This window comes from Streptomyces sp. Tu6071, from assembly GCF_000213055.1.
GTDB lineage: Bacteria > Actinomycetota > Actinomycetes > Streptomycetales > Streptomycetaceae > Streptomyces > Streptomyces evansiae.
On the sequence record NZ_CM001165.1, the window covers coordinates 1,636,561 to 1,650,586 of the forward strand.

15 protein-coding genes are annotated in these 14,026 nt (G+C 75.7%); 1 reads left to right on the plus strand and 14 read right to left on the minus strand.

From position 1 onward, the window contains the following. Window positions 1–21: 21 nt before the first annotated feature. The 8 genes from STTU_RS06665 to STTU_RS06700 form a co-directional block, all read right to left on the minus strand. The gene (locus STTU_RS06665; RefSeq protein WP_007821056.1) at window positions 22–1,359 is read right to left on the minus strand and encodes an NtaA/DmoA family FMN-dependent monooxygenase; all 1,338 of its coding nucleotides are present in this window, start codon (window positions 1,357–1,359) and stop codon (window positions 22–24) included. Between the two features lie 42 nt (window positions 1,360–1,401). Further along, window positions 1,402–2,229, minus strand: coding sequence for an ABC transporter ATP-binding protein (locus STTU_RS06670; RefSeq protein WP_007821058.1), 828 nt, complete (start codon window positions 2,227–2,229; stop codon window positions 1,402–1,404). Continuing rightward, a complete protein-coding gene (locus STTU_RS06675) occupies window positions 2,226–3,098 on the minus strand; it encodes an ABC transporter ATP-binding protein (RefSeq protein WP_043254395.1) in 873 nt (290 codons plus the stop codon). Before STTU_RS06675 ends, STTU_RS06670 begins: the two co-directional genes overlap by 4 nt. Beyond that, window positions 3,095–3,958, minus strand: a complete 864-nt coding sequence (locus STTU_RS06680; protein WP_007821061.1) for an ABC transporter permease — start codon at window positions 3,956–3,958, stop codon at window positions 3,095–3,097. Before STTU_RS06680 ends, STTU_RS06675 begins: the two co-directional genes overlap by 4 nt. Before the next feature lie 2 nt (window positions 3,959–3,960). Next, window positions 3,961–4,986 carry an ABC transporter permease gene (locus STTU_RS06685; RefSeq protein ID WP_007821069.1) on the minus strand — a complete coding sequence of 342 codons (1,026 nt, stop codon included), beginning with the start codon at window positions 4,984–4,986 and terminating at the stop codon, window positions 3,961–3,963. Window positions 4,987–5,014: 28 nt separating this feature from the next. Continuing rightward, entirely contained in the window at window positions 5,015–6,580 is a 1,566-nt protein-coding gene (locus tag STTU_RS06690) for an ABC transporter substrate-binding protein (protein WP_007821070.1), read from the minus strand. 732 nt (window positions 6,581–7,312) lie between these two features. Then, complete coding sequence (locus STTU_RS06695; RefSeq protein WP_043254397.1) at window positions 7,313–8,017, minus strand: DsbA family oxidoreductase; 705 nt, start codon at window positions 8,015–8,017, stop codon at window positions 7,313–7,315. Continuing rightward, window positions 8,014–8,469 carry an RrF2 family transcriptional regulator gene (locus STTU_RS06700; RefSeq protein WP_007821073.1) on the minus strand — a complete coding sequence of 152 codons (456 nt, stop codon included), beginning with the start codon at window positions 8,467–8,469 and terminating at the stop codon, window positions 8,014–8,016. The genes STTU_RS06695 and STTU_RS06700 overlap by 4 nt, the downstream gene beginning before the upstream one ends. A gap of 138 nt (window positions 8,470–8,607) precedes the next feature. Between STTU_RS06700 and STTU_RS06705 the strand changes: the two genes are divergently transcribed. Beyond that, on the plus strand, window positions 8,608–9,189 hold the full coding sequence (locus STTU_RS06705) for a cupin domain-containing protein (protein WP_007821074.1): 582 nt from the start codon (window positions 8,608–8,610) through the stop codon (window positions 9,187–9,189). 19 nt (window positions 9,190–9,208) lie between these two features. Here STTU_RS06705 and STTU_RS06710 read toward each other — a convergent pair whose 3' ends face one another. The 6 genes from STTU_RS06710 to STTU_RS06735 form a co-directional block, all read right to left on the minus strand. Beyond that, window positions 9,209–9,883 (minus strand): HAD family hydrolase, encoded by a 675-nt coding sequence (locus tag STTU_RS06710; protein WP_007821075.1) that lies wholly within the window; start codon window positions 9,881–9,883, stop codon window positions 9,209–9,211. A 70-nt stretch (window positions 9,884–9,953) separates the two neighbouring features. Continuing rightward, window positions 9,954–10,448 carry a hypothetical protein gene (locus STTU_RS06715; protein WP_007821079.1) on the minus strand — a complete coding sequence of 165 codons (495 nt, stop codon included), beginning with the start codon at window positions 10,446–10,448 and terminating at the stop codon, window positions 9,954–9,956. A gap of 187 nt (window positions 10,449–10,635) precedes the next feature. Beyond that, window positions 10,636–11,544: a glycosyltransferase gene (locus STTU_RS06720; protein WP_234019177.1), complete on the minus strand. Its 909-nt coding sequence runs from the start codon at window positions 11,542–11,544 to the stop codon at window positions 10,636–10,638. Beyond that, entirely contained in the window at window positions 11,541–12,158 is a 618-nt protein-coding gene (locus STTU_RS06725) for an SAM-dependent methyltransferase (RefSeq protein WP_010270037.1), read from the minus strand. The genes STTU_RS06720 and STTU_RS06725 overlap by 4 nt, the downstream gene beginning before the upstream one ends. Further along, window positions 12,155–12,898, minus strand: a complete 744-nt coding sequence (locus STTU_RS06730; RefSeq protein WP_043254398.1) for a PIG-L deacetylase family protein — start codon at window positions 12,896–12,898, stop codon at window positions 12,155–12,157. Before STTU_RS06730 ends, STTU_RS06725 begins: the two co-directional genes overlap by 4 nt. Then, on the minus strand, window positions 12,895–13,965 hold the full coding sequence (locus STTU_RS06735) for a hypothetical protein (RefSeq protein ID WP_007821083.1): 1,071 nt from the start codon (window positions 13,963–13,965) through the stop codon (window positions 12,895–12,897). Before STTU_RS06735 ends, STTU_RS06730 begins: the two co-directional genes overlap by 4 nt. Between the last annotated feature and the right edge of the window lie 61 nt (window positions 13,966–14,026).

A 14,026-nucleotide genomic window follows, 5' to 3' on the forward strand; every position in this document is an offset into this window, starting at 1 on the left:
TGCGTACTCCGGTGGAGGTGTTCAGGCGCGGGCAGCGGTGTGGCGGTTCTCGGGGACGGGGAGGCCGAGGTGTCCGCGCAGGGTGTCGGCCTCGTAGGCGGTGCGGAAGAGGCCGCGCTTCTGGAGGAGCGGGACGACGCCGTCGACGAAGAGCTTCAGTTCCTCCTCGGTGCGGAAGGCGAGGTTGACGCCGTCGAGCGTCCCGGCCTCGAACCAGTGCTGGAGGGCGTCGGCGACGGTCTCGGGGGCGCCCGTGAAGGGGCCCTCCTTGTAGGCGTTGAGGCCCTCGGCGACCTGGCGGAGGGTGAGGTTCTCCGTACGGGCGCGCTCGATGATCTTCGTGGCGGTGGTGCGTCCGCCCTTCTCGGCGAGGTGGGCCACGTCGGGGAACGGCGCGTCGAGGTCGTACCGCGCGAAGTCGTGCGCGCCGAAGGAGCGGCCGAGGAGGCCGAGGCTGCGGCCGAGATCCTTGTCCTCCTCGTGGATCTCGCGCTCGCGGCGGCGGGCGGCCTCGTCGGTGGCGGCGACGACGGGCGAGCCGTGGAGGAAGACCTTGATGTGCTCGGGGTCGCGGCCGTGGGCGGCGGTGCGGCGCTTGATGTCGGCGTAGTACTCCTGGGCCTGGGCGAGGCTGCCGCCCGGCGCGTAGATGCCTTCGGCGACGCGGGCGGCGAGGTCGCGGCCCTCCTCGGAGACGCCGGCCTGGAAGATGACGGGCTGCCCCTGCGGGGAGCGCGAGAGGTTGAGCGGTCCGGCGACCTTGAAGTGCTCGCCCTCGTGGTCGAGCGCGTGGAGCTTCGTGGAGTCGAGGAAGACGCCGCGTTCGACGTCGGCGGGGAAGGCGTCGTCCTCGTAGGAGTCCCACAGGCCGCGGGCGACCTCGACGAACTCGCGGGCGCGGCCGTAGCGGGTCGCGTAGTCGAGGTGTTCGTCGAGGCCGAAGTTGCGGGCGGTGCCGGTGTCGAAGCTCGTGACGACGTTCCAGCCGGCGCGTCCGCCGCTGATGTGGTCGAGGGAGGCGAAGCGGCGGGCGAGGTTGAAAGGCGAGTTGTAGGTGCTGCTCGCGGTGCCGACGAGACCGACGCGGGAGGTGTGCGTGGCGACGGCGGAGAGGAGGGTGAGGGGTTCGAGGCGGTTGAGGTAGTGGGCGGGGTAGGTCGCGTTGATGAACTGGCTGTCCACGATGAACAGGGCGTCGAAGAGGGCGTGTTCGGCGGCCTGGGCCTGGCGTATGTAGTAGCCGATGTCGATGCTCGCGTTCTTGGCGACGCGGGGGTCCTTCCACAGGCCGTGCTGGCCGGGGCCGCCGACGCCGTAGGGGTGCAGGGCGAGGTGGAGGCGGCGGGGGGCGGTGGTCATGGGGAACTCCTGGGTGAGGGGCGGTACTTCGGGGAGGGCGGCTCAGGCGGTGAGGGCGGCGCGCAGGCGGGCGCGGGTCGCGCGGTCGCCGCCCGCGCCGCGCAGGGTGGGCGCGGAGGCGAGCAGCAGCTTGGTGTAGGGGTGCTGGGGCCGGGTGACGACCTCGCGGGCGGGTCCGTCCTCGACGAGGGAGCCGTGGTGGAGGACGGCGATGCGGTCGGCGGTACCGGCCACGGAGCCGAGGTCGTGCGAGATGAAGAGGAGCGCGACGCCTTGCGCGCGCAGGTCCTTGAGGATGTCGAGGATCTTCACGCGGTGCGCGGCGTCGAGCGCGCTCACGGGTTCGTCCAGGAGGACGAGGCGTGGCCCGGTGACGAGGGCGCGGGCGAGGACGGCGCGTTGGCGCTGCCCGCCGGAGACCTCGCCGGGCAGCCGGTCGAGCAGGTCCGCGTCGAGGTGCACGCGCGGCGCGAACTCCCGTGCCCTCGCCGCCGCTTCCTTGCCGGGGAGGCCCTGGAGGAGCAGTGGTTCGGCGAGCGAGTGGCCGAGGGTCAGGTCGGGGTCGAGGCTGCGCAGGGGGTCCTGGAAGACGTACGAGACGAGGCCGCGGCGGCGCAGCGCGCGCCACTGGCGGGGCCCGTACGCGGTGACGTCCTCGCCCGCGAGGGAGAGGGTGCCGGACGTGGGGCGGACGAGGCCGAGGACGGTCCGGGCGAGGGTGGACTTGCCGGAGCCCGTCTCGCCGATGAGGCCGACCGTCTCGCCGGGGGCGAGGTCGAGGTCGACGCCGCGCAGCGCGGCGCGGCTGCCGCGTCCCCGGCCGTAGTGGACGTCGAGTCCGCGCAGGCGCAGGACGGGTGCGGCGCTCACGCGTCCTCCCGGGTGGTCTCGTCGCTCAGGAACCTCTCGAGTCCGTACTGTTCGTGCTCCTCGACGAGGAGGCGCGTGTACGGGTGGCGCGGGTGGTGCAGCACCTGGGCGGTGGGGCCCTGTTCGACCACGTCGCCGTCGCGCATGACGAGCACTTCCGCGCAGACCTGGGCGACGACGGCGAGGTCGTGCGAGACGACGAGGAGGGCGAGCCCCGTCTCCTCGCGGAGGTCGGCGAGGAGGTCGAGGATCTCGGCCTGGACGGTGACGTCGAGCGCCGTCGTCGCCTCGTCGGCGATCAGGACGCGGGGCCCGGCCGCGAGCGCGGTGGCGATCAGGACGCGCTGGAGCATCCCGCCGGACAGCTCGTGGGGGTACTGGGAGCGGACCCGGGCGGGTTCGCGCAGGTGGACCTGGGCGAGGAGTTCGGTGGCGCGCTCGCGGGCCGCGCGACGGCCGAGGTCCTTCTTGACACGCAGCACCTCGCTGAGCTGACTGCCCACGGTGAGCGAGGGGTTGAGGTAGGAGGCGGGGTCCTGGAAGACGGCGCCGAGGGTGGAGCCCCGTAGCGCGGTCCACTCGCGCGGGGTCAGGCGCGCGGTGTCGGCCCCGTCGATCTCGACGCGTCCGCCGGTGAGGGCGAGGGGCGGGGGCAGGACGCCGAGGGCGGCGCGGCAGGTGAGGGTCTTGCCACTGCCGGACTCGCCGACGATGCCGAGGGTCGCGCCGGGAGCGAGGGCGAGGCTCACCCCGTGGACGAGGTCGTCGCCGCCGGGCCGCCCGACGCGTACGTCGTGGAGCGCGAGCACGGGCGGGGCGGGTGGCGTGCGGTGCGGGGCGGGGGCCAGGGAGGGGGACGGGGCGCTCAACTCGTACCTCCTGCGGGGGCTTGGGCGCTGCGGGGGCGGGGCGCGTCGGGCGCGGGGGCGCCGGAGACGTCGCGTACGGCGTCGGCGAGGAGGTTGCAGGCCCACACGGTGAGGGTGATCAGGAGGGCCGGTACGAGAGGTGCCCAGGGGCGCTGGGCGAGGAAGCCGAGGTCGGTGGCGAGGAGGCCGCCCCACGTGGCCTGCGGGGGTTCGACGCCGATGCCGAGGAAGGTGAGGCTGGAGACGATGACGAAGCCCGTGCCGACGGTCTGCGCGAGGGCGACGGCGAGCGGCGGGAGCGCCTTGGCGAGGACGTGGCGGCGCACGATCCAGCCGGTGGAGGCGCCCGCGAGCTGGGCGGCCTCGACGTACGGGGAGCGGGCGATGCCGAGTGTCGCGGCGCGCGCGACGCGGTAGAAGAGCGGCGAGACGAGGACGCCGGTGACGAGCATCGCCTGCGTGAGGCCGTTGCCGAGGAGGGCGATGACGGCGACGGCGAAGAGGAGGAACGGCAGGGCGACGAGTGTGTCGGCGAGGCGCAGCGTGAGCCACTCGAAGACGCGCCCGAGGTGGACCGAGAGCAGCCCCGGCACGGCGCCGACGACGAGCGCGGTGAGCGCGACCTCCAGGGCGCCGACGACGCTGACCCGGGAGCCGTCGAGGAGGCGGCTGAGGACGTCGCGGCCGAGGTTGTCGGTGCCGAGCGGGTGCGCGCCGGAGATCCCCGCGAGCGCGTCCGGGCTCGTCGCGAGCGGGTCCTGCGGGGCGAGCAGGGGGCCGAGGACGGCGAGGAGCGCGATCACGGCGAGGAGAGCGAGGGCGAGGCGGCCGGTACGGAGGCGGAGCAGGCGGCGTACCACGGTCACACCCCCCGGCCTGCGGCCGGGACGAGGCGGCCGAGCACGAGGTTGACGAGGAGGTTGAAGCCGACGACGAGGACGATCGAGACGACGAGGACGCCCTGGACGGCGGGGACGTCCCCGGCCTGCGCGGAGTCGTTGGCGAAGCGTCCGAAGCCCTGGAGGCCGAAGATCCACTCGGTGACGACCGAGGCGCCCACGAGGGCGGGGAACTTGAGGCCGAGGGTCGCGAGGGCGGGCCCGACACCGTTGCGCAGGACGTGCCGGAAGAAGATCCGGCGGGGACTCAGGCCGCGGACGACCGCGCCGAGCACGTAGTTCTCGCGGTACGCGGCGATGAGGCCGCCGCGCAGTTGGCGGGCCACGTCGGCGATGACGTCGCAGCTCAGCGCGAGGGCCGGGAGGGTGATGTGGGCGAGCCAGGGGCCGAGGCCCTGCTCGGGCGGCACGTAGCCGGCGGAGGGGAAGAGGCCGAGGCCGACGGCGAGGACCGTGACGAGGACGATGCCGACGACGAAGGCGGGCATGACCGAGATGACGGTGACGAAGCCGGTGACGGCGCGGTCGAGCGGTCCGCCGCGCCGCAGGGCGGCGAGGGTGCCGAGGGCGAGGCCCACGACGACGCCGATGAGGAGGGCGAGCCCCGCGACCGAGAGGCTCACGCCGAGCCCGAGGCCGATGAGGGTGGAGACGCTCGTGCCGTTGGTCCAGCTCGTGCCGAGCTGCCCGTGGAGGACGTCGCCGAACCAGTCCGCGTACTGGACGAGGAAGGGCCGGTCGAGTCCCCACTGCGCCTCGACGCGGGCGATCGCCTCGGGGCTCGCCTGCTCACCGAGCTGGATGCGGGCGGGGCTCAGGCCGCTGAGCGCCCGCAGCGCGAAGGTGACGAAGGTGGCGACGAGGAAGACGGGGAAGAAGACAGCGACGGTTCGGGCGAGGACGGCGAGGGGGCGGCCCGCGCGGCGGCGGGACTTGGGGGTGCCGGACGGGGTGCCGGTGAGCGGGGGCGGTGGTGCGAGGGCGGTCAACGGGCCCTCCTCTCCGGGTGGTCGGGGCTCACTTGGCGGCGCCGATGGTGACGCCGGTCCAGTTGAGGTGGGCCGGGTTCTTCGGGAGGGCGGAGACGGTGGGGCTCTTGGCGAGGAGGTTGGGCGCGGAGTAGGTGAAGACGAGGGCGCGGCTTTCCAGCCCGGCGCGGGTCGCCGCGCGCAGCACCTTCGGGTAGCCGGGCGCGTCGATGGGGGTCTCGCGCACCTTCGCGGCGGCCTTCTCGAAGCCCTTGGGCTCGTAGGGGCTGCTGAGGTTGAGCGGTCCGTCGGGGCCGAAGTGGGCGGTGAGGGTCTGGAGGGCGGAGTCGCGGCCCGTGGTGCTGTAGAGGGAGAAGGCGAGGTCCTTCGCGAAGAACGGCGTCGCCCAGTTCTTGTCGATCTTGATGCGGACGGTGATGCCGACCTTGGCGAGCTGCGACTGCACGATCTCGGCCTGCGGGTCCTCGGTCGGGATGACGAGGTCGAGCTTGAGCTTCCCGGCGGGGTAACCGGCCTGCTGGAGCAGCTTCTTCGCCTTCGCCGGGTGGTACGGCCAGGCGTCGGCGGAGGCGGGGTCGTAGGCCACGTACCCCTTGGGGAAGGGCTGGTCGGTGGTCTCGCCGTAGCCGAAGGTGAGCTTGTCCACGAACTCCTGGCGGTCCACGGCGTAGCGGACCGCGTCGACGACCTTCGGGTCCTTGAACGGCGCCTTGTTGATGTTGAGGCTGATGTTCGAGGCGTTGAAGCCGGGCTGGACGAAGACGTCGAGTCCGGCCTGCTCGGCGGCCTTGGCCTGGCTCGGCTCGATGTCGGCGAAGTTGTAGACGCCGGTGCGCAGTCCGGAGACGACGGTGGCGGGGTCGGGCGCGGAGACGAGCTCGACGGTGTCGATGTGGATGTGCTTCGCGTCCCAGTAGTCCGGGTTCCTGGCGAGGACGGCCTTGGTGCCGGGGATGAGCTGCTTGACGAGGAACGGGCCCGCGCCGACGGGGTGCTGGTCGAGCTTCGCCGGGTCCGCGGCGGCCTTCGGGCTCGCGATCTGGAGGACGCGCTCGCCGAGGAGCTGGGGTATCTGGTGGTCGACCTGGGTGAGGTGGACCACGGCGTCGAGGCCGTTCGCCGTGACGGACCTGATCGAGGTGAGGTCGCCGAAGAGGGCGGAGTTCTTCTGCTTCTTGGCGCGCTCGATCGCCGCCTTGACGGCGCGCGCGTCGACCGGTTCGCCGTCGCTGAACTTCAGCCCCGGGCGCAGGTGGAAGGTCACCTCGTCGCCCCTCGCGTTGTACTCCCAGCTCTTCGCGAGGTCGGGCACGGCGTCCCCCTTCTCGTCCACCTTCGTCAACGAGGCATAAGCGAGGGCGAGTTCACGGAACTGCGCGCCGCTCCCCGAGACCACGGGGTCCCAGTGCGCGGGGAAGTAGGAGGTGGCCCACTTGAGTGTCGCCGCCGTGCCGCTCGCGCCGGTGCCCGAGCCCCCGCAGGCGCTCAGCGCGGGAACGAGCAGGGCGGCGAGCGCGGTACCGAGGGCGGTGGCGGTACGGGGCAGGCGGCGGGCGCGGGGCGCCGGGGCGTGGGACAGGGGGCGTCCAGGCATGGCGGTCTCTCTGTGACGGCCCGGCAGGGCGCACGGGGGCACGCGCTACGGGGCGGGGCGTCGCCGCGCGGCACTCGCCGCCGTGCGGGCGGACGACGGCACCGGCGAACGGGCCGGGTGCCGTCCGGGCACGGTGGGGCCGGGCGGGGAAAGGAGGGGAGGCGGGCTCCGCGAGGGAGCGACCGGGGCACCGGGCGGCACGGGGGCGGGCCGCCGGGCCGGGGAGGCGGGGTGGATCAGCGACAGAGGGCGCTGGACGTGCGCCGCAGGTCCACGTAGCGGCACACCACACCGGGGTGAGTCGTGTGCATGCCCCACATCCTGGGGGCGCCGCGCCCGGACTGTCAATGGACACCTTGAGGTGTCTCATCGGGCGGGACGGGGGCGGGAGTTGTCCGGGCGGGGGGGCGGAGGCGAGCGCGGGGGTGGGCGCGGCGGAGGGCGGACGAGGGGTGGCCGGGGGAAACGCCGCAGGTCAGGGGGCACGGAGTCCGGCCAGGGGGCACGGGACCGGGCCAGGGGGCACGGGGCCCGGCCAGGGGGGCGCCGGGTGGTCTGCGGGAAAAGCGGGCGGGGCACGGGAAGGTGGCTCTTCGCCCCGTGCCGCGCGAGGTGATGGCTTCCGGAGCCCTACGTACGAGGTCCCGTCCGGCAGCGTGCGGGCGAGGTGTTCGCTCCGCGCAGCCCCGGCCCGGTCAGCCGCCCACGGTCGCCTCACCGCTCCCGCCCCACTCAGCCGCCCACGGTCCGCAGGGCCGCCTCGTACGCCTCCCGCGCCCGCCAGCCGGGGACGAGCGCTTCGCCGCCCGGCCCGTGCAGGCGCAGGGTCGGCAGCGCGTAGCGCCACTCCCCCGCCGGGGTCTCCTTCGCGCGGCCCGGGTGCGGTCCACCGTCCGTGACCGCGAAGGCCGCCGCGACCGGGCGGCGCGCCTCGGCGTGGTCGGCGGCGACCGCGGCGCGTACGCCTGCGGAAGCCGCGTCCGAGGCGAGCCGCGCGGCGTCCAGGCCCGGTACACCTCGCGCCGCCGCGAGGGCGAGCGGCAGGGTGTCGGCCGGCTCGCCGTGGACGAACATCGTGGCGCGCAGGCGGCGCAGCACCTCCTCCGCGACCTCCGCACCCTGCCGTTCGGCGGCCTTCGCGACGCACGAGGCGGGCCAGGAGGTGGCCGCGACGCGGACGAGGCGAGGCGCGTACGAGGCACCCGTGACCGCGCACACCTCGGCCACGTACCCCGCGTACCAGGCGGTCTCCGCGGCCGGGTCCGGCGCGGGCTCCTCGTCCTCGTCGAAGAGGATCGCGTACACCCGTCGCCAGCGCGTCCGGTCACCCCAGGCGGTCCGCAGCCGTGCGAAGAGCAGCGCGGCACCCCAGGCCCAGGGGCACAACGGGTCGGTGTACTCGGTGACTTCGACCGCCGGGGGCGAGGCGGCGCTCACGCCGTGCTCCCCTCCGCGAGCAGGGGGACGGCGGCGCCCGCACGCGTCGTCGGCGCCTCCCGCGCGAGGGCGGCGAGGCTCACCTCGCCGAGGAGGTCGCGGGCCCGCTCCTCCAGCGTGCGCCACAGCGCGGGGAGACCGGCGGCGGGCCCGGGATAGGCGAGGTGGCCGGGCGCGTCGCCGCGTACGGTCAGGACCTCGCCGTCCACGGCGCGCACCACGTCGAGGAGGCTGATCTCCTCGGCGGGCCGGCCGAGCCAGTAGCCGCCCTCGCAGCCGCGCTGGCTGCGCACGAGCCCGGCGCGGCGCAGCTCGCCGACGACGGACTTGAGGAAGCGGAACGGAATGCCCTGCGAGGAGGCCATCGCCTCGCAGGTCAGCGGGTGTTCGGGGTGGGAGGCGAGTTCGGCGAGGGCTCGCGCGGCGTAGTCCGCCTTCGCGGAGATATGCATGACCCCATAATGCACGGCCGCCGCGCGCCCCGGCCCCGAACGGGGCAGCCGTCCGGCCCTCGCGGCGATTGTTGCCGCAGGTGAACAGCATTGGACACCTCTTGACATCTTTTCTCGCGCGGCCCTAGCTTCCGGGCCATGAGCGAGCAGTCGACCAGCCCCGGCGAGACCGTTCCCGGCGAGACGACTCCGGGCGGGGCCACCCCGTGCGGGACGAGTCCGGGCGAGACGATCGCGGGCGAGGGCTTCCACCCGCACCTGCACGAGCAACCCCCGGGCCCAGTAACGCCGTTGCGCACCCGCCTGCACCACATCCGCGCCGACGCGCTCGACGGCGACACCGCGCAGACCGGCGGGATGCGGCGGTTCGCGGCGGTGAGCGGCCGGGCCGTCGGCTCGGAGAAGCTGTGGATGGGCCAGACCCACGTGGCCCCCTCGACCGCGAGTTCCGACCACCACCACGGCGCCTCGGAGACCGCGATCTACGTGGTGTCCGGGCACCCTGAGTTCGTGTTCCTCGACGACGCGGGCGAGACCCCGGAGGAGGTGCGGCTGCGCACGTCTCCGGGCGACTACATCTTCGTGCCGCCCTACGTGCCCCACCGCGAGGAGAACCCCGACCCGGAGGCGGAGGCCGTCGTCGTCATCGCGCGCAGCACGCAGGAGGCCGTCGTCGTCAACCTCCCGGGCCTGTACGCGCTTCCGGCGACGCCGGAGTGACCTCGCCCGCCCGGCGCTGTCACGCCGTCCCGCGGCGCGCGAAGGCGCTGTCGCCGAGCTTCGCGAAGAGTTCGGCGGTGTCCTCGTACACCTCCCGCGCGCCCGCCGCGACGAGGTCCGCGCGGGGCACTCCGCCGCTCAGGACACCGATCGCGTGGAGCCCGGCCGCCCGCGCGGCGCGCATGTCCCAGACCGAGTCGCCGACGAAGACGGACCCCGCCGCCTCGGCGTCGACCTGTTCGAGGGCGTGGAGCACGGGATCGGGGGCGGGTTTGCCCGCCGCCACGTCGTCGGCGCTCGCGGTCGCGTCGATCGCGTCGTCGGCGTCGAGCGCGGCGCGCAGGGCGGCGAGTTCGGGACCGCCCGCCGAGGTCGCGAGGACGACCGGCCAGCCCTCGACGTGGAGCTGGCGCAGGAGGTCGGCGGCGCGGTCGAAGGGCGCGAGACGGTCGTAGTACGTGCCGTACAGGGCCTTGTGCCCGGCGCTGATGTCCGCGTCGCCGTCCCGGTCGTGGTCTTCGCCGAGGACGTGCGCGAGGAGGTCGGCCGAGCCGAGCCCGATCGCGCCGAGAATCCTGGTGAACGGCACCCGGTGCCCGGCCTGCCGCAGCGCCTCCCACCAGCAGACGGTGTGGAGGTGGTTGGTGTCGACGAGCGTGCCGTCCACGTCGAAGACTGCGGCGGGCGTGTTCACGGGGGCCTCCAGCGGGGGACGGGTCGGGCTCGTCAGTGCGGGCGGGCGGTTCCCGCGCCGCGCGGGCCGGTCAGTGCGGGCGGGCGCTTCCCGCGCCGCGCGGGCCGCCCTCGCGGCGCCACGCCCTGGCGAGCGCGGGCGAGGGGCGGACGGGCACCCTGGGCTGCGGTCGCGGGGTGTGTCCCGCGGGGCCGCCGCGCACCCGCCGCACGGCACCGGGGACGGTGGCGGCGACGTGCAGGGCGCGCACGAGCCCCGTGAGGTGGAAGACGCGCCGCGCCGCCGGGTACTCGGCGGCGACGCACAGCACGCCGCCCGGCGCCGTACGGCTCCCCACGCGCAGCAGGATGCGCAGCGCCTGCGGGGTCACGACACGGGACCGCACCCGCACCACGACGATCCGGGCCGGGTGGCGCTCGACGGTCGTGCGCAGGGCCGCCTCGGCGGCCACCTCGTTGTCGAGGTCGACGAGCGTGTCGAAGGGCACGACGAGGAGCGCGGCGGGCGCCTTCTGCGGCGGCGCGGGCGTCTCGGGGGGTGCGTCGGACGTGTCGCTACGGCTCACGGAACCTCCTCACCTTCGAGTGTGCCCCGGGTCACGGGCGGCGCGCAAAGGGTGGGCCTGGCCGTACGGGGCGCTGTACTGGTCCGCCCTCCCCGCACGGGCGCGGCGCGCGGAGGTTGCCACGGCGGGTCACAGAGGTAGTGCGGAGGGGGAGCATGGTACCCACGGGGCGCCGCCACCCCGCCGCCTACACCGGCCCCGCGCCCCGTACCGGCTCCGTCTCCTCCGCGGCGGCGAGCAGGGCGAGCCGGGCCAGCCGTGCGCCGTAGCCGCCGCTCGCGCGCGGGTGCAGGCGGGCCGAGGTGCCCACGGGAGAGCGGCGGGTGCGCAGGACGCGGTGGCCGCCCGACTCCAGGGCGTGGACGAGGGCGCGGTCCTCGCCCGTCGCGAGGGGCGGGAAGCCGCCCACGCCGAGGTAGGCGTCCGCCCGTACGCCGAGGTTGGCGCCGTGGACGTGCGGGTGCCGGGCGCCCCCGGCCGCGCGGTACAGGACCGCCTCGCGGTGGAGCAGCCCGGCGAGGGCGGGGTCCCCGCCCAGCGGCCGTACGGTGCCGACGACGGCGTCCCAGCCGCGCGCCCCCCAGCGCCACTGCCGGGCGAGCCAGTTCGCGGGGACGAGGCTGTCGGCGTCGGTCGAGGCGAGCCACACGCGCTCCGGCGGCTCGTCGAAGAGACCGAGCGCGGCGGCTGCCCCGGCGGCGCGCGCCCGCCCCGGGTTGCGCGCGTCGACCTGTACGACGTGCGCCCCGGCCGCCTGCGCGAGGGCCGCCGTCGCGTCGGCGCAGGCGTCGGCGACGACCACGACCCGCACGCGCGCCCGGACGGGCAGGGCCGGGTGGCGGGCGGCGCGGCGCAGGGCGGCGAGGGCGTGCGGGAGCAGCGCCTCCTCGTCGTGGGCGGGGACGACGACCGCGAGGGCGGCCAGCTCGCGCGCGGCACGCGGGACGTACAGGGCGGGGCTCCCGTACGGCACGGGGGCGCCGTCCGGGACGGGGGTTCCGTGCGCGACGGGGGTCCCGTACGAGGCGGGGGGCCCGAACGGCCCGTACTCGCCGGGCGTTCCGGGCCGTCCGCCGTCCGGCGGCCTGATGCTCACACGAGTCCTTCGTACGCGGCCGGGGACGGCGCGGGCGGTTCGCCCGGCGTGCGGCGGGTGAACGTCTGGAGCACGAAATCCTCCTCACGGTGGTCGAGCCGCAGCGCGAGCCCTTCCTCGCCCCCGAGCCGGTCGGCCAGTTCCGCGCCGGTCAGGCGGTGTTCGGGCACGGGGTGGTTCCAGTGGACGGTGACGAGGGTGCCGCCGGGAGCGAGGGAGTCCACCGTGCGGCGCAGGAGGCGGTCGAGGGCGGGGGCGTCGAAGTAGTAGAGGAGTTCGGAGAGGACGACGAGGTCGAACGTGCCCCCGGGCCACTCCTCGGGCACGGTGAGCCGCGCGACCTCGACGTGGTCGAGTCCGCTCGTGGCCTCACGGGCCCGCTCGACCGCCTCCGGGACGCGGTCGGTGGCGAGCAGCCGCTCGCAGCGGCCCGCGAGCCGCCGCGTCAACTCGCCCACCGAGCAGCCCGGTTCGAAGGCACGACGGAAGTGCGGGCGGGGGAGGGACGCCAGGGTGAGGGCGTACTTGCGCTCCTCGTACCAGCGGCTGCGCAGACCCCAGGGGTCCTCGGCGCCCTCGTACATGGCGGTGAAGTAGCCGGCGGGGGTGCTCATGCGAACCACACCTCGAAGTCACGTACGTGGTGGGCCAGTTCGGCGGGCGGCAGGATCGCCGCGTCCTCGGGGGCCGGGCCGAGCGGCGCGATCTGGCTGCGGAAGCAGGCCACGGCGTCGCGCTTGCGGGCGCGGACGTCGGCGGGCAGGTCGAGGCGCGCGGCGCGGTGCCAGGGCACCCGGGGGTCGTCGGGCCGGGCCCAGTGCCACATCCACACCGGGTAGGCGGCGGAGGGGGCGCCGGTCTCGCGAGCGGCGGCGCGCGCGGCGCGGCCCGTCGCCTCGTGGTCGGCGTGCACGTCGCCCGTCCACGGCGCGAGGACGAGCGCGGCGCCCTCGGTGAGCGGGACGAGCGCCCGGCGCACCTCTTCCTCGTGCGCGGCGACGGCCGTGTCGGGAACGCGCAGGCGTACGGTACGGGCCGCCGAGGCGCCGAGCCGGGCGAGCGCCGCGCGCAGTTCCGTGGCCCGGCGGGCCGCGAGCGCGGGGGGCCGCAGCACGCGCGTGCGCGGGTGCGAGCCCTCTCCGTCGGTGACGGTGACGACGGTGAGCGGGTTCCCGGCGGCGGCGAGCAGCGCGAGCGCCCCGCCCGCGCCGAGGACCTCGTCGTCGGGATGCGCGGCGACCACCACGACGGGCCCTTGCGGCAGGACCACCTCCCGCAGCTCCGCCCACCGCTCCCAGGCCCGCCACAACGCCTCGTCGGTGCCGGGCGCCTGGATGGGGTCGGGGCCGCTCACGTCTCCGCCCGGCCCGCGACGTGCGCGCCGAGGGCGGCGAGGTCGCGTTCGGCGTGGTGCTGGCGCACGTAGACGGTGAGGTCGGCGACGGCGCGGGCGTGCCGGGGGTCGTGGCACAGCGGTCCCGCGCCGGTCGCGCGGCCCACGTGGGTGAGGACGCGTTCGCAGCAGGCGGCGACGAGAGCGCGGACGCGCAGGGCGCGCTGCGCGGCGCCGCCCCCGGTGTCCTGGGGGTCCGCGTCGATCTCGGCGGCGGCGCGTTCCATGACGAGCCCGGCCGCGTACAGCTCGATGTCCACCGCGCCGAGACGGGCGTCGGTGAAGGGGCTCGCCCGGCGCGCGGCGGCACGGCGCAGCGCGCCCGCCACCGCGTGGGCACCGCCCAGCCAGCACGCGGCCACCCCCACCCCGCCGTGCGCGAAGCCGGGCCTGCGCACGTAGGCGTCGATCTCGCCGACCGGCAGCGCGGGCGCGCCGTCGAAGCGCACGTCGGGCGTGTCGGAGCCCGCCATGCCGAGCGCGGGCCAGGTGCCGGGGACAGGCTCGTACGCGGCGGGATCGAGCCGCACCGCGAAGAGCCGCTGGCCGTCCTCGGTGCGCGCGGTGACGAGCGCGTGGGTGCAGGAGTGGGCGCCGGAGGCGTACTGCTTGAGGCCGCTCAGCGTCCAGGCGTCGGCCGCCGGGTCGTGGGTGGCCCGTACCCCCTCGCCGGGTGGTTCGGCAGCCCACACGCCCCAGCGCTGACCGGGCGCGGGCGGCGGCCCGTCCAGCTCGGCGAGGATCGCGAGCGCGTCGGTGTGGCCCTCGACGAGGCGGGCCACGGCGAGGTCCTCCTCGGCGACCCCGCGCAGCCCGGCGAAGCGCAGTCCGGTCGCCCCGCCGCCGGGCAACGGGAAGCGGAGCCCGCCCTCCTCGATCTGCCGCACGGCGACGGCGAAGCGGGCGGCGGTCCCGGCGCGGGCGGAGGCGGCGTCGAAATCGCCCGGCTGGGCGACGCCCGCGTCACCCGGCGGGAGGACAGCCCCGCCGTCCGGGGGCTCGGGGGCGGGCGGGGAGCGGTGGTTCATGGGGAGGTCCTGTCGGTGGGGGCGGCGTGGGGCCGGGACACCATGGGTGCCCGTGCGGCGG